This is a genomic window from Lancefieldella parvula DSM 20469 (assembly GCF_000024225.1).
Taxonomy (GTDB): Bacteria; Actinomycetota; Coriobacteriia; order Coriobacteriales; family Atopobiaceae; genus Lancefieldella; species Lancefieldella parvula.
Genome location: NC_013203.1, coordinates 1,457,501 through 1,477,834 on the forward strand (window position 1 = coordinate 1,457,501; position 20,334 = coordinate 1,477,834).

A 20,334-nucleotide genomic window follows, 5' to 3' on the forward strand; every position below is an offset into this window, starting at 1 on the left:
ACGACAGCCATGCACCACCTGTTTAGGCTCCTTTCGGCCACGACGTTTCCGCCGCTTCACCTAAATGTCAAGCCCTGGTAAGGTTCTTCGCGTTGCTTCGAATTAAACCACATGCTCCGCTGCTTGTGCGGGCCCCCGTCAATTCCTTTGAGTTTTAGCCTTGCGGCCGTACTCCCCAGGCGGGACACTTAATGCGTTAGCTGCGGCACGGAAGAAATACTCCCCCACACCTAGTGTCCATCGTTTACGGCTAGGACTACCAGGGTATCTAATCCTGTTTGCTCCCCTAGCTTTCGCTCCTCAGCGTCAGTTATGGCCCAGAAGGCCGCCTTCGCCACTGGTGTTCTTCCTAATATCTGCGCATTCCACCGCTACACTAGGAATTCCACCTTCCCCTACCAAACTCAAGTCTGCCGGTATCGAGAGCGAGCGGGGGTTGAGCCCCCGGATTTAACTCCCGACCTAACAGACCGCCTACGAGCGCTTTACGCCCAATGAATCCGGATAACGCTTGCCCCCTACGTATTACCGCGGCTGCTGGCACGTAGTTAGCCGGGGCTTCTTCTGCAGGTACCGTCACTTTCGCCTCGTCCCTGCTGAAAGCGGTTTACAACCCGAAGGCCTTCATCCCGCACGCGGCGTCGCTGCATCAGGCTTTCGCCCATTGTGCAAGATTCCCCACTGCTGCCTCCCGTAGGAGTCTGGGCCGTGTCTCAGTCCCAATCTGGCTGGTCGGTCTCTCAACCCAGCTACCCATCATTGCCTTGGTAGGCCGTTACCCCACCAACAAGCTAACAGGCCGCGGGCCCATCCCTCTCCGCCGGAGCTTTCTCGAGTCTTCCATGCGGAAGTCTCGAAGTATTCGGTATTATCCACGGTTTCCCGTGGCTATCCCAATGAAAGGGGCAGGTTGCCCACGTGTTACTCAGCCGTTCGCCACTTTATACACACCCGAAGGTGCTTTAATCGTTCGACTTGCATGTGTTAGGCGCGCCGCCAGCGTTCATCCTGAGCCAGGATCGAACTCTCCATTCAAAAAATTAACTGACTAAAAGTCAGTACAATTTAAAGTTGAGTTGAATCCACGTCTCTAAAATCCCGCTGATCTCGGATTCGCTGAAATTATGAATTGACTTTTGAACAAACTGTTCAAATTCGAATTTCGCTTGTCTGTCTTTGCTGATCTTTCGATCGCAGTATCCGGTTTTCAAGGTTCGCTGCGCTGCGATTTCCCATTGCGTGGTGCGCGGCGCGGGGAATAACTATACGCACTTACGGCTCGTTTGTGAAGGTGATTTTCTATCTTCTTAATTCCTCCACAATTTCTACACGATTTATAGTCTTTAGTGAATTACAACGGATATTTAATATCAAATTACTTATGTTGCCTTGAATTAATTCTTTATTTTTCATCTATATAGTGTTGTCTTATTTAAACGTTTTAATACGTGCGTACATACTGTTTCTAAAATATTATTCCAAAACATTGCTTCAGAAATACCATTCCTGAATGGTATTTCAAAATTAATCGAATTTCTCGTTTGATCGAATTTCTCGTCAATTGATAGAACTGTATGCTAGCTTCATGCTGTAAGAAAACAAGATCACGCTGGAATGATCTACGTAATTTAATGTTTAATAAGACTTAAATTTCGTCTTTTACAATCTGGCAGGCTGCGTCGAGGAGCTGATCACGAAGCGTCTCGTTAGCAGCCTCAGAATATACGCGTACCAGAGCATCCATACGAGAAGGACGAATAAGCACCCATGAATCGTCTTTGAACTGAAGCTTAAGACCATCTGCGTGACTTACCAAAACAGGTACTTGACCTGCAACATTTTCTGGGTTAAGACCTGGAAGGATGTTCCTGAACGCTTGAGTAGCCGCAGCGTCAAGACGCACTCCTCGCCTGCTATAACACATGCGACCCAGCTCAGCCTCATCCTCAGCAACAAGCTGTGCAAGCGATTTATGGGTGTACGCAAGCATCTCGACAACAAGCAGAGCCACAAGCAGGCCGTCTCGCTCCAAGAGGTGACTCGGAATACAGATGCCGCCGTACTCCTCTGCAGCGAGAAGAACGTCTCCCTGCTCAATCTCCGAATAAAGTCGAGCAAATCCAACGGGTACGCTCGCAGATTCCAATCCAAGATGAGCGGCTTGCCTAGAAACCGTTGCAGAACAGGTCAACGTAGAAACAACACGACCGGTTTGCTTACGATTTTGTACAAGATGACGTGTAATGAGCGGGATAAGCTCGTGTGGACTAAGGAGACGACCGCTTTCATCTACAGCAGCAGCGCGGTCTCCGTCGCAATCAATCAAAAGTCCCAACTGCGCATGGCGGGTTACCACCATTGAAGAGCACTCGTCGGCCCATGGATCTGCTGGCTGTGGGTGGATACCACCAAAATCCCTAACAGGACCTTGATGCATTTGATGCACAACGCATCCAGCAGACGAAAGCACGTCGGCAAGCAGGTCTGTTGCCGCGCCGTACATGGGATCAACCACCACGCTAGGGCGCAACTCCTTAATAACAGACACATTAATCTGATCAAGCAGCGCACTTTTATAAGGTGTCACGATATCTGTAGTGGTAAAAGTTCCACGCTGATCTGTTGGCTCAAGCGGCGTTGTCGATTCCACGCGCTGAAGAAAGTCACGCGAAACTGGACCACCATTAGCAGCGCGAATAATCATGCCGCAATATTCGCAGGAAAGTTCAGTTGCAGAAATGATAAGGCCACCAGCTACATTATCGTGATGCGCGCAGGCCCAGCAAATAGATGGTGTGGGACAAAACGTCTCGGAAACACGCACGTCTAGACCAAAGGAGGCTAGTGTTGCGGCAGCTTCAAGAGCAGACGAATCTGCCTCAAAGCGCGTGTCAAACCCAACAAACACAATACCGCCAGGCAGCTCTTGTGACCAGACAGTACCGAGGGCCTCTGCGAGTCTAACTACATTATCCCTGGTAAAGCCTTTGTCATAGCGAGCTTGCCAGCCATCGCTGCCAAAACGGAGTATGTCAGGTCTTTTATCCAATGCGGTTGGCATAGCTGCCGAGCGCCTCTTTAAACGCCGCTGCAGAATCCTGGTCAGAGAGTGCCATACGAGCATTAGTTGCTGCCCAAGCTGCAGGAGTACCGGTATCGCAACCCTCTTCTGGATCAATTACCAGCGCGTACATTTCTTCCTCAGCAAGCAGGCGCTCCATTGCGTCTGTCAACTGAATCTCGTTACCTGCACCAGGACCCTGAGTTGCCAGAAGCTCCATAATCTTTGGAGAGAGCAAGTAACGGCCAACAATAAACAGGTGAGAAGGTGCGTCTTCTGGACGGGGTTTCTCGACAAGTCCGGTTACCTTCCAAATAGCACCCTCACCCTCAGCATTATCTGAAGGAGAAGAAATGCACTCGCCCGCGATAATACCGTAACGATACACTTGATCTGCGGGAACTGGGGCAACCGCAATGACGGAAGCGTTGTTATACTGCTTAGAAATCTCTGCCATTCGAATGCACATCTGACGGTCTGGAACAAAATAATCACCGAGAAGAACAAAAAATGGCTCGTCTCCTACGCCGTCTGCAGCGCAAAGCACTGCATGGCCAAGGCCACGAGGATTGTCCTGATAGGTAAAAGAAACAGGAAGCGCAGAAGCTGCATGAACTTTATCGGCAAGGTCTTGCTTTCCGCGAGAAGAAAGATCGGACTCAAACTTCTGATCTTCAGCAAAGTAGGTTTCAACCTGTGGTTTCTCACGAGAATTGATGATGATTACTTCATCGACCTCTTCTGGCTCAAGAGCCTCTTCTACTACGTACTGAATAACGGGCTTATCCAAAACAGGCAACAGCTCTTTAGGAGTTACCTTTGTCGCAGGTAAAAAACGCGTACCTAGACCTGCTGCTGGGATAATTGCCTTCATGTGTTTACCTTTCAGTTATAAGCCCTGCTGGCTCTGCACACCTAACGTGCATTTTTAAAGATGGCGATTTTGTCGCCGATAAACTCAAATGACAAACGCTCACCTAAACGTCTAGTTAAGCTATTTACTTGGAATCTCAATACCGCGCTTTTCAAGGAACGTAATAAGCTTTGCCAAAGTATCTATAGAAAGTGAATGTTCCATAAGACAAGCTTCTGCGTCTGCAGTCTCTGTGTCTACTCCCAAATCTTCCTCGAGGAAAGTGCGAAGCGCACGGTGAGCGCGCCACGTGGTACGAGCATTTGCCTCGCCTTCTTTGGTCAGCGTAACGCGACCATAACGACTCTGCTCAACCATGTCCTGCTCTTTAAGCTGAGAAAGCGCCTTATTAACGCTTGCTTTAGAAACATCAAGGCATTCAGCAATGTCAACGGAGCGGACACTCTTATCGTCATCTGGCTGCTCAAGTGCAATTCGATAAATTGCCTCGAGATAATCCTCACCGGCTTTTGTCAGTGTGTGGTCGCTTTGTACGTTATCGTTGGCCATAACTCTCCTCCGATGACTGCTTGGCAGTCTTTTTCATGCAAAATCAATTGCGCTACGCAACGAAAATACTTCTAATACTTGAATGATACCCAAAAACGAAGCTAAATTTTACTGGCGAGAAGAGCTGTTTGGAGATTCTGAGGACTCTTCAGAGCTTTTCTCGGTAGCTTCAGCATTTGCCTCAGCATCTGTTTGTTCATTTAAACCAGACGGATCGTTTCCTTCATCAATCACTTTCATCATCTTTGCAAGTGCTTCTTTATCTGTAATAACATACGACTGGCCATCAATTTCTGTTCCCTCAGATGGTACGTATGCCGTATAGATATCCTTATCGGTATTCATTCCAATCATCTGAGTACCTAGGGAAATAATATCTGAGACAGACAAATCAGTAATGACCATACTTGCTGTTGAATTGACAATATTGGCAATGGCCACAGGATCTCCGGTGTTCAAAATCTGAGCAATCATGGCCTTGATGAACGTTCTTTGGTGGCGCATACGAGTGTAATCGCTATCTGCAAAAGCGTAACGAACGCGAGTGAAGAAGAGTGCTTGAGCACCGTTGAGCTTCTGAACGCCAGGATACAGCTCAACAACGTCGCTAAAGTTCTCTGTATCACGCATGTACTGCTCAACGTTTACGGTCACGCCTCCAAGAGCATCTGTAATGCCAGCAAGACCATCGAAGTTAACCTCAGCATAGTGAGCAATATGTACGCCGCACAGTTCGTTAACAGCCTGCACCATACCATTTGCTCCGTCATAGTAGTGGACGGCATTGATCTTCATGTAGGAACCCTTCCACAAGACACGTGTGTCTCGTGGAATAGAAAGCATAGTCACACGCTTATGAATGGGATCAACACGCGCCAAAATAATGGAATCTGCACGATACTCGGTTTCACCAGGTCGTCCATCTGTTCCTAGAAGCAGCACATAATAGGGATCACTTGGTGCAGAAGGCTCCTGAAGCGTTTGGCGAAGCTCATTAGTGATGACCTGCGAGTTATTAAGCTGCGCCTGAACATTTGCGTACCAAATACCTACGCCTACCACAGCAGCAACAAAAACAGCCGCAAAAACACCTAAAAGAGACCTTACCACCATCTGTTTTCTAAAAACACGTTTACGGCGCTTGTGGTAACCCTCTGCCTGCGTACGGCTAAAAGGAGAAGTGCCAGCTGAGATTTTCTGCGAAGCATTAGCCGCGACGCTAGGTGCAGTCCCTTGTGCACTGCCAGCTGCAGTATTTTGTGCGGCATCAGCCGAGGTACCTTGTGTAGCTCCGCTGTCTAGCAATTTTGCATGCTTTGGTGTAGTTGACACAAACTATCCTTCGATAAAATCGTCGTCTGGAATGGTAGTGCGCTGAGCATCTGCTCCCAGCGCGACGAGTTTCTCGACAAATCCCTCGTAACCACGGTCAATGTGGTGAATATCGGAAACGATTGTTTCACCCTCAGCCACAAGACCAGCCATGACAAGAGCAGCGCCGCCACGAAGATCTGGAGACTTAACCTGTGCTCCCTCAAACCCGGAGACACCGCGAACAATAGCATGATGTCCCTCGATAGTGATATCAGCTCCCATACGGGAAAGCTCGGACGCTAGCATAAAGCGGTTCTCAAAGACATTCTCGGTAATAATACAGGTTCCCTTTGCCAGAGCAAGCAGCGTCATAGTTTGTGCCTGCATATCCGTTGGGAAGCCTGGAAACGGCAGCGTCTGAATGTCGATAGCCTTAAGATCTTGCTGGCGAGAAGCCCGTGCCCACCTATCTCCAGTCTCAACGGTAATGCCCATCTGCTCATACTTCTTAAGCACCAGACCAAGGTGATTTGGCTCGAAGCCGTGAACGGTAATGGGCTCACCAGTAAGCGCACCGATAGCCAGGAAAGTACCAGCCTCAATACGATCGCCAACAACTTCATGCTCAACAGGATGCAGCTCAGTTACGCCATGAATCTCAATAACAGGAGATCCAGCGCCCTGAATGTTGGCACCCATTTTATTGAGCATGTTAGCTAGATCGACAATTTCTGGCTCACGGGCTGCGTTATCGATGACCGTTACACCCTTTGCAAAGACTGATGCCATCATCAGGTTCTCTGTTGCGCCAACAGAAGCAAAAGCAAGAGAAACAGTCTCTCCGGTTACGCCGTGAGGAGCACTTGCATGAATATTGCCGTGCTCAACCTTAAATTCGACGCCCAAAGCCTCAAGACCCAAAATGTGCATATCAATTTTACGTGCGCCGATATTACACCCGCCTGGCATCGCAACAACAGCTTTACCAAAACGTGAGATAAGGGGGCCCAAAACAGCAGTTGACGCACGCATTTGTGCAACAAGGCTGTAAGGAGTCTCCCAGCTTGTAATATCTGTGGTATCAATTTTGAGTTCGTGAAGACCAACGACTTCAATACGAGCACCTAACGTCTTGAGTACCTTACCCATGACGTGAACGTCTGCAATATTAGGAACGTTGGTAAGTGTAGTAACACCAGGAGCCATGATGGTTGCAGCCATCAATTTGAGGGCAGAGTTTTTTGCGCCCTCTACGGTGACCTCTCCTGTGACAGAGTTGCCACCCACTACTTTTATGACGTCCATAAACCTCCGAAAACGACAGTGTGAGAATTACTCCTCAACCACTTGCTTCAGAAGTAGATTACACCAGTCTATCTTTTTTGCGTAGTAGGCACGACGATTATCATCTTCTGGAAGAGAAAGCATCTGGTCAATGACATCGTCTCTTGTTTCGCGCACAACATCTGCATCAATGTCATCAACACGACGAGCATGATCTGCCAAGATAATGACTCCTGTTGGATCAATCTCTGCATATCCACCAGAAATCACTATCTTGGTCATAGATTCTTCTTCAGACTCTGGATGAGGCATGTGCAGTCTTACAACACCATCACCAAGCGCAATGATTTCTGGTGCGTGGCCTGGCCACACACCATACTCTCCATCTGATGAAGCAAGAATCAGACTCTCAACGGTTCCTTCGTAGAGGAGCTTATCTGGTCTGACAAACTGACAAGTCAACTCAGCCATGAGAAATCCTAGTTCTGTGAGCTATCTGAAGCTGACATCTTTGCAGCACGCTCACGAACATCTTCGATGGTGCCTGCAAAACGGAATGCCTGCTCAGGTAGGTCATCACACTTACCATCAATAATCTCTGCAAACGAGCGAACAGTTTCCTCAACGGTGCAATATACGCCAGGGTTGCCAGTGAACTTCTCGGCAACGTGGAATGACTGAGAGAGGAACTGCTGAATCTTACGGGCGCGAGCAACAGTACGCTGCTGCTCCTCAGAAAGCTCGTCCATACCCAGAATTGCAATGATGTCTTGAAGGTCAGAGTACTCCTGCAGAGTCTCCTGAACTGCCATAGCAACGCGGTAATGCTCTTCGCCAACAATGGATGGATCAAGAGCAGAACTAGAGCTGGCCAGAGGATCAACTGCTGGGTAAATACCAAGCTCAGTAATAGCACGAGAAAGAACGGTAGTTGCATCCAAGTGCGTAAAGGTTGTAGCAGGAGCAGGGTCAGTAAGGTCGTCTGCAGGGACGTAAACTGCCTGTACGGAAGTAATAGAGCCTTCCTTGGTGGAAGTAATACGCTCCTGAAGCTCGCCCATCTCTGTAGCCAGAGTTGGCTGATAACCAACTGCAGAAGGCATACGACCAAGAAGTGCGGAAACCTCAGAACCTGCCTGAGAGAAGCGGAAGATGTTGTCGATGAACAACAGAACGTCCTGGCCCTGATCGCGGAAGTACTCTGCAGTAGTAAGGCCTGCAAGAGCAACACGCATACGAGCTCCTGGTGGCTCGTTCATCTGACCGTAGACTAGGCAAGTCTTGTTAATAACGCCAGACTCAGTCATCTCAAGGAAGAGGTCAGTACCCTCACGAGTACGCTCTCCAACGCCGGTGAATACGGAGGTACCACCATGCTGTTGAGCTAGGTTGTTAATAAGCTCCTGAATCAAAACGGTCTTACCAACACCAGCGCCGCCAAAGAGGCCAGTCTTTCCGCCTCGAACATAAGGCTCGAGAAGATCGATTGCCTTGATGCCTGTCTCAAAAATTTCTGTCTCAGTAGTGAGCTCTTCGAAAAGAGGTGCTGGGTGGTGAATTGGATAATACTCAACGTCTTCAGGAATTTCTCCACCATCAACTGGCTGACCCATGACGTTCCAGACACGGCCCAGCGTAGACTTGCCTACTGGCATCATCATTGGCTTGCCGGTATCCTTAACGCGAAGATTACGCTGAAGACCATCGGTTGACGACATAGCGACGGTACGAACAACACCACCGTGAAGCTGAGACTCAACCTCAAGAACAGTGCTGACGTGACCAACAGGCGTGTCATCCTCTACCGTCAGTGCGGTATAGATGCTTGGAACAGGTCCGTCGAACTTAACGTCGACAACTGGTCCAACTACGCGAACGATTACGCCATCGTCAACGCGCTGATTGCGCTTGTTGAGAACAGCTTCCTCAAAGGAAGAAGTCTCTACTTGCATATCTGACATTACATATCCTCCAATGCTGCAGCACCACCGATAATCTCATTGAGTTCAGTGGTAATTGCGCCCTGGCGTTCGCGATTGTACGTACGGCTAAGAGCGCCTAAGACGTTCTCAGCATTATCAGTTGCAGACTGCATTGCACGACGGCGTGCACCGTGCTCAGCTGCAGCAGAATCAAGAAGTGCGTGGAAGATGACCGTCTTGATATAAGCGGGCATCAAGGAGTCTAGTACCTGAGAAGCAGATGGCGAGAAGTGATATTCACTCTTGTTATACGTCTTCACCTGTGAGAGGGCTTCTTCGGTACGGGGTTTATTAGGAATCGTGAGTGTCTCGCGTGAAACAGGAAGAAGTTGCTCTGTAACCTGCTCTTGATCAACACGGTTCTTTGCATGCCAATACTTGATTACTACGCGATCAATCTTACCCTTTATATAACCATCCATAATGTAGGAGGCAATACGATCAGCTTGGTCTGCTGTAGGCTCAGAGGAAATGCCTACATAGGACATAGTGGGCTTGATATTTCTATACGTAAAGTACTCAGTTGGCTTGCGTCCGCAAGTAATTATCTCTGAAGCCACACCCTTAGCTTTAAGACGTGCCATCTCATGCTCAACTTCGCGCTGCGGCAAGATGTTAAATCCTCCCGCAAGACCGCGGTCAGATGCGATGACTAAAAACAGCACGTTCTTCTCAACTTTATGCGTAGCAAGAAGAGGCTGTTTCTTAGGATTAAAGCTAGCGCTTGCAACATTTGCAAGCATAAGGGTAATAGCATCCTTGTATGGCGAAGCAGCCTCGGCCCTATCAAGTGCCTTGCGGACACGCGCTGTCGAAATCATCGACATAGTGCGCGTAATCTGCATGGTGCTCCTGATGGAGCTCATACGCCTCGATATTTCGTGAAGGTTCGCCATTAGTAATTACTCCTGCAATGAACCCTGGGTTACTGCGTCAAAAGAACCTGGTGTATCTGCATTAGCTTCTGCTTCATCCACAACCTTGTTTGGATGCTCTTCTATAAACTTAGCCTTGAAGTGCTTAATGTGATCACTCAAGCGCTCTGCCTGCTCATCAGAAATCTTTCCTGTGCGCAAAGAGTTGCGGAGCTGTGGGTGATACTCACTCATGTACTGAGCAAGGCCGTCACGGAAGAGAGCAACGTTCTCAAGATCAACGTCATCAATGAAATTCTCTTTTGCGGCGTAAATTGCGCAAATCTGGTCAACTACGTCCAGAGCTGAGTAACGTGGCTGCTTGAGAAGCTCCATCATATGAGCACCATGGTTAAGCTGGTACTGCGTAGTTGCATCCAAGTCGGATCCAAACTGCGAGAATGCCTGCTTCTCACGGTAACTTGCAAGGTCCAGACGAAGTGTACCTGCAACCTGCTTCATAGCCTTAACCTGAGCGTCGCCACCGACGCGGGATACGGAAATACCTACGTCGACTGCTGGGCGCTGACCCTGGAAGAATAGGTTAGACTGCAGATAAATCTGGCCGTCTGTAATGGAAATGACATTTGTAGGAATGTATGCAGAGACATCGCCTTCCTGCGTCTCAATAATTGGAAGTGCTGTAAGAGAACCTGCTCCGTTTTCATCGGAGAGCTTACATGCACGCTCCAGCAAGCGTGAGTGCAGGTAGAAAATATCACCAGGATATGCCTCACGTCCTGGTGGACGGTGAAGCGTCAGTGACATCTGACGGTATGCAACTGCCTGCTTAGAGAGGTCATCGTAAACAACAAGAACGTGTCCGCCTGGATGATCTTTGTCAGCAGGCTTGCCGTCCTTATCGTTATACATAAAGAACTCACCAATAGCAGCGCCTGCCATAGGGGCAATGTACTGCATTGGAGCAGAATCAGCTGCGGTAGCTGCAACAATGACGGTCTTATCAAGAACACCATGGCGGGAAAGAGACTCGCGGATGTTTGCAACTGTAGACGCCTTCTGACCGATGGCGACATAGATACAAATCATGTCGGTGTTCTTCTGGTTTACGATTGCGTCAATTGCGATAGCGGTCTTACCAGTCTTACGGTCACCAATGATCAACTCACGCTGACCACGGCCGACAGGAACCATAGCGTCAATTGCAAGAAGACCAGTCTGAACTGGCTCGCAGACAGGCTGACGCTGCATAATGCCAGGAGCCTTGAACTCAATAGGACGACGATGTGTAGCGTGGATTGCACCAAGACCGTCAATAGGCTGACCCAATGGATTAACCACACGACCAAGCATGTCGTATCCAGCAGGGATGTCCATAACACGGCCAGTAGTGCGACACTCGTCGCCTTCCTTGATTTCAGAAACTTCGCCGAACAAAACAGCACCGACAGAAGTCTCATCAAGGTTCTGAGCAAGACCGAATACGCTGTGGCCAGTAACGGAGCTGGTAAACTCCAGCAACTCGCCTGCCATAGCGCTGCGTAGACCAGCAACACGAGCAATACCGTCTGCTACCTCAGTAACAGCAGATACCTCTTGCTGGGATACGGTTGAATTGACCTTAGAAAGGCGCTCTCTAAGCTGTGCCATTACAGCATCTGAGCTTAGCGTTCCTTCCTGTATGGTGGTCTTATCAGTCATTACAATTCACTTTCAACGTGATCTGAAGAGAGCCTACTCTTAATGTGAGTGAGTTGTGTCTTTACCGATGCATCATAACGATGATCACGTGCCTCAACTACGATGCCGCCCAAAATCTTTGGATTAACACGCTCAATAAGATACACCTGAGTATTGAAGTTCTTCTCGAGCTTCTCGGTGACCTTTGCGCGTAACTCATCATCAAGAGGCATTGTAGTAGTTACCGTTACCGTAAGTGTCTTGTCTTCTTCTTCAAGAAGCTCCTGGAACGTAGCGGCAACATCATTGATAAGGCTGACATCCTCACTCGCCTGCATAGCACCAAGAGTCTCAAGAACTTCTGGAGAGAACTTCTTTGCGTGCTGCACCTGTACGAGGTCTGCCGTTGCACGACCCTCTGCGCGGCCAGCCTCCAGGAGCGCCCTGGTATAGCCCTCTACTTTTCTGTCTTGATCGTCTTTATTAGTGCTCATCTGGAGTACCTACTTCCGCAAGGTACTTTTCGGCAAGAGCACGCTGCTGCTCTACTGAGAGCTCGTTGCCAATAATCTTTCCGGCAATATCGACGGCAAGATCAACAACGGAATCAGAAAGCTCGGCCATAGCGTGACGACGCTCAGACTCTACAACGCCCTTACCCTTAGTAATAATCTCAACAGCTTCTGCCTTTGCCTGCTCGATAATACGAGCACGCTCTTCTTCGCCCTCACGCTTAGCAGCAGAAACAATCTCGTTTGCTTGCTGCTTAGCTGCGTCGATACCAGCTGCTGCGATTTCACGATCCTTGTTAGCTTCCTCGCGAGACTTTGCTGCAGCGTCCAGATCGCCTTGGATCTTCTCTTGACGCTTGTCAAGCATACGTAGAACGGAAGGCCATACAAACTTTGCTACAACAGCAAAGATGATCAGAAACGCAATCAGAGCAGGAACAAACTCAGCGGGCTTTGGAAGAAGAATATCGGCACCACTTGCACCCTCTTCGGCAAGTGCGACTGAGGGAGCCATTGCCACAAGTAGAGCAGCAGTTGCGCCTACTGTGCTGGCCTTTCTTGCTCCCTTACAAATCGTATTCATGCATTCCTCCAACGTAGCGATTTCGCTGTTACGTACTGTTATTTACTTAACCATCAGGGTAACAACGAAGCCAATCAGGGTAAGAGCCTCGATAAATGCGCAGCCAAGAATAAAGACTGTGAAGAGACGGCCCTGAACCTCTGGCTGACGAGCCATGTTGTTAGCGGCACTCATTGCTACGGCGCTAATACAACCTGCTGCTGCGACAACGCAAATAGCATATCCAAAAATTCCCACGATTCCTCCTTTTTCGCTCGCCCCTCTCAAGGCGACCAATATTCATACCTATCATCAACTGAGCGTGGACTCAGAAGACTTCATCTTTTGTGCCGTTTGGCACGGATGTGGCAATGCCACCAACTAAGCGTTTGGCTTAGTGCTCAGACTCTACCAGCTGGATATATACAGTGGAGAGTAGGGTAAAAACGTATGCCTGAATGAAGGCAACAATAGTTTCTACCAAGTAAATGATAATCAACAGCAGAATCCAGAAAAGCGAGAAGCCTGCCTGAGCAGCTGTTGACGCGGAGAAGTTCTCAAGTGCTGGCATAAAGTACATAGATGCAAGAATTGCAAACGTACCCATAACGATGTGACCTGCATACATATTGCAGAACAAACGGACAGCCAGAGTAACCAGACGAAGGAATGTTGAGAATACCTCAATAACCCAAATAACTGCTGCAATCACAGGATTAACACCCTTTGGTGCAAGGCTCAAGATATACCCAATAACGCCCATCTTCTTTGCGCCCACATACATAAAATATCCAAGGGAGCAAAGACCAAGAGCGGCAGTAACACCAATAGTACCAGTACCTGGATGTGCGCCAGGAATAAGACCAATGATGTTATTAATTAAGATGAACATAAACATAGTGATCAAGAATGGGAAGTGTGTGCGCCAAGTTTCTCCAAGAGAAGCCTTGCAGACATCATCTCTAATGTACTCAATCAGATACTCAACACCATTAACAAAGCGTCCTTTAGGAACAACGCTCTCTGCCTGCTTTTTCTTAAACCTAAAGCAGACAATAAGGAAAATCACAGCAGCGACCAAGAAATAGAAAATGTAGTTCGTGAAACCAAAGGTGGTGTTACCAACCAATGCGTGTGGTAAAAAACTTTCGAGCAGCTCGGCCATCTCTGCTGGCAACTGCGCAAGAACATCCACTCTGTCTCAACCTCCCCATACAATCTGCAACCATTTCAGATTGCCCGTCACTGCTCAGCATACTTGAAACGCAACATAAGATGCCAAGAATATGCCACTTGGAGTGTATTATCTACCACTCGGCGTACATATTTGCGACGAACGGCGATACTAGCACTAAATGTATGCATAGTCACGATTACAAAACCAAATAATTGACTCATGCTCAAAATCTCACATTACTGACACATTTCGTATTAGCCACCGTTATTGGTTCATTTAACTATAACACTAACGAACTGCTGTTATGCTGCTATTTTCTCGGCAGGTATAGTTAGGTTTAAATAAAAAATAATTGCATCAATATTCCCGGTTATCCGCAAACTTGTTGATATATGACAGCAACTATTTCTTCTCGTAAAACGATGATTTGAAAAATGATCCAGTGCACACGTTATGCGAGCACTGGATCATGTACTAGCGTACGTATTCGCAACCCTATTAGATTGCGAGAAGAACAATGAACTCCTTACTTGGTGCCATAAATACGGTCACCTGCATCACCGAGACCTGGAAGAATGTAAGCATTTGGACTCAGCTGACGATCAACAGTGCAAGTGTAGAGGCGTACATCTGGGTCAAAGTCCAAAGTTGCTTTGACACCTTCAGGGCAAGAAACAATGGTCAAGCAACGGATATCCTTGACACCAGCTTCACGCAGGAACTGAATAGCAGCAGTTAGGGAACCGCCAGTTGCCAACATTGGGTCAACAACCAGGCAAGTACGGTTCTCAATATCTGCAGGGAACTTGCAGTAATACTGGTGAGGAAGATGGGTCTCTGGATCGCGATACATACCAACATGACCAACACGAGCAGAGGGAACCAGCTCTAAAATGCCGTCAACCATACCAAGACCAGCACGAAGAATTGGAATAATCGCAACCTTCTTACCAGCGATACGCTTAGCAGTCATGGTCTCAAGAGGAGTCTCTACCTGGACGTCCTCAAGTGGGAAATCACGCATAGCCTCATAGCTCTCAAGAATTGCAAGTTCGTTAACAAGCTCACGGAACTGCTTTGTAGTAGTTGTCTTATCACGAAGAATGTGAAGCTTGTGCTGAACCAATGGGTGGTCAACAACCGTAAGTCTGGACTCATCGTAATCTGCCATAATGCTCCCTCCAAGAGCTTGACCTGTGCTTTATTTGAATGTCTGCAACTTTAGCCTAGCTAGTACATTCCATGCAGGTTTGCGTATGTATTACTCATACAGCACCATTGTGTGCTGCTCGCTTACTCAGCATCAACACCCTTAAAGTTAGGGTCATCCTCACGCATAATCTTCTCGACACGTCCAGTATGGCGGCCGCCTGCAAACTCGGTGCTTAGGAAGGTATCCACAATAGCCTCGTTAACAGCAAGATCGGTGAATCGGCCAGAAAGGCCAATGACGTTTGCATTGTTATGTTCACGAGCAAGCTCTGCAAACTGAACAGTCTGAACAGGAGTTGCGCGAATACCAGGAACTTTATCAGCGGTCATGGCAATGCCAATGCCGGTGCCGCAAATCAGAACACCACGATCAGCCTTACCCGCTGCAACTGCACGAGCAACCTTATCTGCAAAATCAGGGTAATCAACACGGTCATCATTTGCTGGACCAAAGTCCAAAACCTCGTGACCAAGCGACTTAATGTGCTCAATAATAGGATCTTTCTGGATAAAGCCAGCGTGATCAGAGCCAACTGCAATACGCATACGTATCCTCCTCAGAAAATTCACTCCTATAGAGAGTACCGCATGCAGGCAAAAGCTGCAGCCAAAACACATAAAAGGAATAGGATTTTTTATCTTTCCGCAAATTCCGCGGTGGCGAGAATATCCTCGGTTGGAAGAGCGCCTTCGCGCAAAATGCGCAGCTCATTACCTGTACAATCAACAATGGTCGACGCAATAGCAAGGGGCGCTGGACCTCCGTCAAGTACCAAATCAGCCTCTTCAACAAGCTCCGCCTCAAGACCACATCCATCAACTGCAGAAGGAGTTCCGTGCGTATTGGCGCTGGTAGTAGCCAAAGGACATCCGAGCTGCTGTGCAATCCGGCACACAAGTGGTGAATTGGGCATACGAAGCGCAATGGTCCGATTATCCGGTAAAACATACTCTTCAGGAACGTTCTCTGATGCGTTAACCACTAACGTAAGAGCTCCTGGCCAATATGCTTCTACCAGCTTATTTGCCCAGTCATGTGTAATATGAGCATATTTTTGCAAGTCAGACTTACTGCCCACAAGCCATGGAAGTGTCTGCTCTACGGGACGTTGCTTAATCTCAAAAATACGCTTATGTCCTGGGTTTTGAGGAGTTGCTGCTGCACCAATCCCGTAGACAGAATCAGTAGGCATAATAAGTACACCGCCACGACGAGCAACCTCAACTGCTAAAGAAACTACAGATGCATCTGGACTCATCTGGTCAACTTTGATGTACTCTCCCATGAAACCCTCAACTCTTTGTTGTGTTACACAGATTTTCTCGCCAGACGTCTGAAATACTACTTTACTAGACGAGATACAAGAATGCGTGGTCTGTGCGTCAGGTCCTCTTTAACCTCAACGGACTCCCAAATTCCCTGCTCCTCAGCAAGGTGTGCTGCCTTGTCCAAGTGTCCCTCGTAGAGCTCAACACAAAGCATTCCTCCAGGCAAAAGCATGCGCGGAGCTACCTCAAGCAATCGCCTATAGACGTCCAAACCGTCCTCGCCCCCGTCAAGTGCCAGCTTGGGCTCAAAACCCTTGACCTCAGCAGGGACCTCCTGTTCAAGCACGCTTGTGGGAATGTAAGGCGGATTAGACACCAACACCGAGAAGGATTGTGCAAGTTCTGCAGGCACTCCTTCTACCAAGTCACACTCAATAAGTTCCACACGGTCCTGCAGGTCCAGAGCATCTCTGTTGCGAGTTGCTAGCGCAATCGCCTTAGGAGAAAGGTCTGTAGCATAGACGCGTGTCTGTGGGCGCTCAGTGGCAATAGAGAGCGAAATGCAGCCCGTTCCAACACCAACCTCAAGCACGCGTACTTCCCCGTCAGCATTTGGAGTTGACGCATCAACGCCTTCTAGCGCAACGTCTACCAGAACTTCTGTCTCTGGCCGCGGAATAAGCACACCAGGCTCGCAGGTAAGCACCAGGTGCCTAAAAGGCATCTCTCCTGTCACGTACTGGAGTGGCTCGCCCTCTGCACGGCGTTTAATTGCCTCGCGCATACGAGCACGCTCGTCTGCAGAAAGCGGCTTGTCAAAGTTGGTGTAAAGCTGAACGCGAGAAAGACCCGTCACTGCAGACAAAAGCCATTCCGCAGAAAGACGTGGATGCTCATCGCCTTTCTTTTCCAGGTGCTGAGTGGTCCACGTTAAAATTTTCTGAATTGTCCAAACTTCATCCGTCATGAAGTTTGCGCCTTAAACAGCCTGAGCGAGTTTCTCGGCACGCTCTGCTGCAGCTAGAGCCTCAATGACAGATGGCAGTGTATCGCCCAACAGAACGCCGTTGTAGGTACCGTTAAAGCCAACGCGGTGGTCGGTTACGCGATCCTGTGGCTGGTTGTACGTACGAATCTTCTCTGAACGTGCACCATGACCAATCTGGGAAAGACGCTCTGCACCCTGCTCAGCCTGTTGACGTTCAAGCTCCATCTCGTAAAGACGAGCGCGAAGCATCTGCATACAAACCTCGCGATTCTGAATCTGAGAACGCTGGTCCTGGGACTGAACAACGGTGTTTGTTGGCAGGTGAGTAATACGAACTGCAGAATACGTGGTGTTAACGCACTGACCACCAGGGCCAGATGCGCAGTAGGTATCAATACGCAAATCTTCCTGGTTAATCTGAATATCAATCTCGTCAGCCTCTGGGAGAACTGCAACGGTTGCAGTAGAGGTCTGAATACGACCCTGAGACTCCGTCTTAGGAACGCGCTGAACACGGTGAACGCCGGACTCATACTTCATGACTGAATAGACCTTATCGCCTGTAACCTTAAACTCAATGGTCTTAAAGCCACCTGCCTCAGAAGGAGAACTGGACAAAATCTCTGTCTTCCACCCGCGAGCCTCAGCAAAGCGCTCATACATCTTAAAGAGATCGCCCGCAAAAATTGCAGCCTCATCACCGCCAACACCAGCGCGAATCTCAACAATAGTGTCCTTCTCGTCATTTGGATCGCCTGGAATCAGCATGACCTTAATCTCATCCTCAAGCTGAGGGAGCATCTCTTCATTAGCAGCAATATCTTCCTGCAGCATCTCTTTTTCTTCTGGATCAGAAGTAGCATTAAGAAGTTCCTTTGCCGCTTCGATATCGTCAAGAGCAGTGATGTACTTATTAGCGTGAGCAACCAAGTCCGCCTGATTAGAGTGCTCCTTTGCAACACGAGCATACTCTTTTGGATCAGAAACAACAGCTGGATCTGCAAGCTTTTGCTCAAGCTCAGCATACGCATCGACGATTTTTTCTAGCTTGTCACGCATTCTTGCTCCTAAGATAAATACTTTGTGCACGCTTGGCTCATTGGCACGTGTCCAAACTATCGCGCAAGCTGCTTACAAGGTGAGAATTCAACTAAAGAAGTGTACCACCACTAGGCAGTTTTTAAACCGATAGCCCCCTATCTGCACAGGATGAGGGTACACAAGTTGCCTAATTGTGAGAAAATTACAGCAGGTCCGTACAGTAATGGGGAGCTATGACTTCTAAGAACAAAACTTCACAACCAGATAACTTATCTGCTGCAGAGGATACATCTTCAGACGAGAAGAGTCTTGATGCCCAAGCTATTGAGGCGACTGACCCTATTGCTGCTGATATGGCTGCTGCCAATGAAGATTACATTATGGAAATTGTCAGCCCCATTTTTCCTGCTCTAGACGAGGACGACAAAGAGGGTGACGATAACTCGACTTCAGATGAAGGTTCTTCTGAAAACGATGCGGACAGTACAACTGACCTGGAAAAAATCGTAAACGATGCCGCTCTGACACAGGACCTCTCTGCTGTAGAAGCTCGCCTCAAAGAGCTTGAAGAAAGCACGAAAGAGCACTCAGAAATTAAAGCTGCTGAAACTTCTTTCAAAAGCAGTGCTGATGCTAGCAATGAAGCATCAGCTGATGACGCAACCTCTATCAAAGATGTTGCTGATACATTCTCAAGCTATCTTCGCAGTAGACGTCGTGCGCTTTTTAGATTTGTACGCCGTTATAGCTTGCTTTCTGGCATTCTTGCTCTTTTGAGCCTTGCTATTTTATCTGCGATTATCGTCTTCTTTATTCGCGTAAGCAATGTTCCTTCAACTGACACTGTTATTGCTGACGCTCGTACACGAGCTGAGGCTCCAGCGTGGACTCCCGGCAAATACGATGCCGATGAATCCTTGCTGCTTACAGGCATTGAAGTTATTTCTCGCACAAGAAGCACTACAGCAATCTCAAGTGATGCTGCTCAGTTTGGCGCCACAGGCTACGCCAACTCTGTAGTGCGACTTACCTACACAGGTAATGCAATTGCAGCCACAAAGATAAGCAAACTAGGATATGCAAATACCCAAGGCTGGAACGCTATTGGTAATGAAGAGTCTCAATCAGTCACTTACCAAGCCACCTCTGGTGTTTCCACAACAAAGGTTCTTGATGCAATTGGTGATGTGCTATCCAAGCTTGATGAACATAATCCTAACGAAGCTGTCACGTATAGCTCACAATTTTCTGGCGCAACCTTTACTGTTCTTGATGCAAGCTTTGATCGCAGTCAACAGACTTGCTGGGTAAAAATGTCAGGTGTTTCAACAACCTTCTATGGTTCACTTACCTGTGAAATTACTGCTTCATTTACCTTTGACGCCTCTACGGGCACCTGGACACTAGACTCAGTCAGTCCGTCGGCTGGGCTGAAATATGACTACAGCGGACTTGTTGGAACTTGGAAGGGTACTTTTATCAGCTGCGAAGCAAGCAGTGGAAGTTCCTGCTATGCCGGTCGAACTAATCCTTTAACGTTAGCGATAACGTCTGCAAGTTTTTCTCGTGATCAACTGACACTTACAGCCACTGTAGAGGGTGTTATGCATAACCATGGAGCACTTAATACCTCATATCGTTGGTATCCGGGTGACACTGAGTTTAAGAACGCATCTACTTCTCTAGTAACTTCAGGAACCATCGGAGAAGAAATCCAAGTTTCTGGAACAATCGATCTGACCAATGCAAGCTTAAACACAAATTCCGCTTCTAATACAACCCACGCTACAGCTCAAAAACCACAGCTGAAGGTCACCTTTGATAGCGCTAACAGCAGCGTTATGGCTCAACTCATTTCTACTCATACGGAGAACGGTCAAACAGTCACCTTTACTGATACCTATCAACTCACCAAAGAGTAAAAATAATCCCGTCAGGCCAAGTTGTTCCTGAC

At 48.2% G+C, this 20,334-nt stretch carries 19 protein-coding genes and 1 rRNA gene (1 of these 20 running past the window's edge); 1 reads left to right on the top strand and 19 read right to left on the bottom strand.

The genetic code is table 11. From position 1 onward, the window contains the following. The 19 genes from APAR_RS06625 to prfA form a co-directional block, all read right to left on the bottom strand. Positions 1 to 1,035: ribosomal RNA gene (locus APAR_RS06625) — 16S ribosomal RNA — on the bottom strand (it extends 477 nt beyond the left edge of the window). Positions 1,036 to 1,645: 610 nt separating this feature from the next. Continuing rightward, on the bottom strand, positions 1,646 to 3,061 hold the full coding sequence (locus tag APAR_RS06630; protein WP_012809372.1) for a phosphohexomutase domain-containing protein: 1,416 nt from the start codon (positions 3,059 to 3,061) through the stop codon (positions 1,646 to 1,648). After that, positions 3,042 to 3,935 carry a UTP--glucose-1-phosphate uridylyltransferase gene (locus tag APAR_RS06635; RefSeq protein WP_012809373.1) on the bottom strand — a complete coding sequence of 298 codons (894 nt, stop codon included), beginning with the start codon at positions 3,933 to 3,935 and terminating at the stop codon, positions 3,042 to 3,044. Before APAR_RS06635 ends, APAR_RS06630 begins: the two co-directional genes overlap by 20 nt. A gap of 120 nt (positions 3,936 to 4,055) precedes the next feature. Beyond that, on the bottom strand, positions 4,056 to 4,484 hold the full coding sequence (locus tag APAR_RS06640) for a metal-dependent transcriptional regulator (protein WP_012809374.1): 429 nt from the start codon (positions 4,482 to 4,484) through the stop codon (positions 4,056 to 4,058). Positions 4,485 to 4,592: 108 nt separating this feature from the next. Further along, the gene (locus APAR_RS06645) at positions 4,593 to 5,816 is read right to left on the bottom strand and encodes an LCP family protein (RefSeq protein WP_012809375.1); all 1,224 of its coding nucleotides are present in this window, start codon (positions 5,814 to 5,816) and stop codon (positions 4,593 to 4,595) included. 3 nt (positions 5,817 to 5,819) lie between these two features. Then, positions 5,820 to 7,103, bottom strand: coding sequence for a UDP-N-acetylglucosamine 1-carboxyvinyltransferase (gene murA, locus APAR_RS06650; RefSeq protein ID WP_012809376.1), 1,284 nt, complete (start codon positions 7,101 to 7,103; stop codon positions 5,820 to 5,822). A 27-nt stretch (positions 7,104 to 7,130) separates the two neighbouring features. Further along, positions 7,131 to 7,553 carry an ATP synthase F1 subunit epsilon gene (gene atpC, locus APAR_RS06655; protein WP_012809377.1) on the bottom strand — a complete coding sequence of 141 codons (423 nt, stop codon included), beginning with the start codon at positions 7,551 to 7,553 and terminating at the stop codon, positions 7,131 to 7,133. Between the two features lie 8 nt (positions 7,554 to 7,561). Then, positions 7,562 to 9,043, bottom strand: coding sequence for a F0F1 ATP synthase subunit beta (atpD, locus tag APAR_RS06660; protein ID WP_012809378.1), 1,482 nt, complete (start codon positions 9,041 to 9,043; stop codon positions 7,562 to 7,564). Further along, on the bottom strand, positions 9,043 to 9,960 hold the full coding sequence (gene atpG, locus APAR_RS06665; RefSeq protein ID WP_012809379.1) for an ATP synthase F1 subunit gamma: 918 nt from the start codon (positions 9,958 to 9,960) through the stop codon (positions 9,043 to 9,045). Before atpG ends, atpD begins: the two co-directional genes overlap by 1 nt. Before the next feature lie 6 nt (positions 9,961 to 9,966). Then, the gene (atpA, locus tag APAR_RS06670) at positions 9,967 to 11,640 is read right to left on the bottom strand and encodes a F0F1 ATP synthase subunit alpha (RefSeq protein WP_012809380.1); all 1,674 of its coding nucleotides are present in this window, start codon (positions 11,638 to 11,640) and stop codon (positions 9,967 to 9,969) included. Then, a complete protein-coding gene (gene atpH, locus APAR_RS06675; RefSeq protein ID WP_012809381.1) occupies positions 11,640 to 12,113 on the bottom strand; it encodes an ATP synthase F1 subunit delta in 474 nt (157 codons plus the stop codon). The genes atpA and atpH overlap by 1 nt, the downstream gene beginning before the upstream one ends. Beyond that, positions 12,103 to 12,714, bottom strand: coding sequence for a F0F1 ATP synthase subunit B (gene atpF / locus APAR_RS06680; RefSeq protein ID WP_012809382.1), 612 nt, complete (start codon positions 12,712 to 12,714; stop codon positions 12,103 to 12,105). Before atpF ends, atpH begins: the two co-directional genes overlap by 11 nt. Positions 12,715 to 12,756: 42 nt before the next feature. Continuing rightward, entirely contained in the window at positions 12,757 to 12,951 is a 195-nt protein-coding gene (locus APAR_RS06685) for an ATP synthase subunit c family protein (protein ID WP_012809383.1), read from the bottom strand. 136 nt (positions 12,952 to 13,087) lie between these two features. Further along, the gene (atpB, locus tag APAR_RS06690) at positions 13,088 to 13,888 is read right to left on the bottom strand and encodes a F0F1 ATP synthase subunit A (RefSeq protein WP_012809384.1); all 801 of its coding nucleotides are present in this window, start codon (positions 13,886 to 13,888) and stop codon (positions 13,088 to 13,090) included. A gap of 508 nt (positions 13,889 to 14,396) precedes the next feature. After that, on the bottom strand, positions 14,397 to 15,041 hold the full coding sequence (upp, locus tag APAR_RS06695) for a uracil phosphoribosyltransferase (protein ID WP_012809386.1): 645 nt from the start codon (positions 15,039 to 15,041) through the stop codon (positions 14,397 to 14,399). Positions 15,042 to 15,163: 122 nt separating this feature from the next. Then, positions 15,164 to 15,628: a ribose 5-phosphate isomerase B gene (gene rpiB, locus APAR_RS06700; protein WP_012809387.1), complete on the bottom strand. Its 465-nt coding sequence runs from the start codon at positions 15,626 to 15,628 to the stop codon at positions 15,164 to 15,166. Between the two features lie 89 nt (positions 15,629 to 15,717). Further along, complete coding sequence (locus APAR_RS07375; protein WP_012809388.1) at positions 15,718 to 16,368, bottom strand: L-threonylcarbamoyladenylate synthase; 651 nt, start codon at positions 16,366 to 16,368, stop codon at positions 15,718 to 15,720. A gap of 56 nt (positions 16,369 to 16,424) precedes the next feature. Then, positions 16,425 to 17,318 carry a peptide chain release factor N(5)-glutamine methyltransferase gene (gene prmC / locus APAR_RS07380; RefSeq protein WP_012809389.1) on the bottom strand — a complete coding sequence of 298 codons (894 nt, stop codon included), beginning with the start codon at positions 17,316 to 17,318 and terminating at the stop codon, positions 16,425 to 16,427. Positions 17,319 to 17,330: 12 nt separating this feature from the next. Continuing rightward, entirely contained in the window at positions 17,331 to 18,398 is a 1,068-nt protein-coding gene (gene prfA, locus APAR_RS06715; protein ID WP_012809390.1) for a peptide chain release factor 1, read from the bottom strand. 215 nt (positions 18,399 to 18,613) lie between these two features. Between prfA and APAR_RS06720 the strand changes: the two genes are divergently transcribed. Next, entirely contained in the window at positions 18,614 to 20,302 is a 1,689-nt protein-coding gene (locus tag APAR_RS06720) for a hypothetical protein (protein WP_012809391.1), read from the top strand. Positions 20,303 to 20,334: the final 32 nt, after the last annotated feature.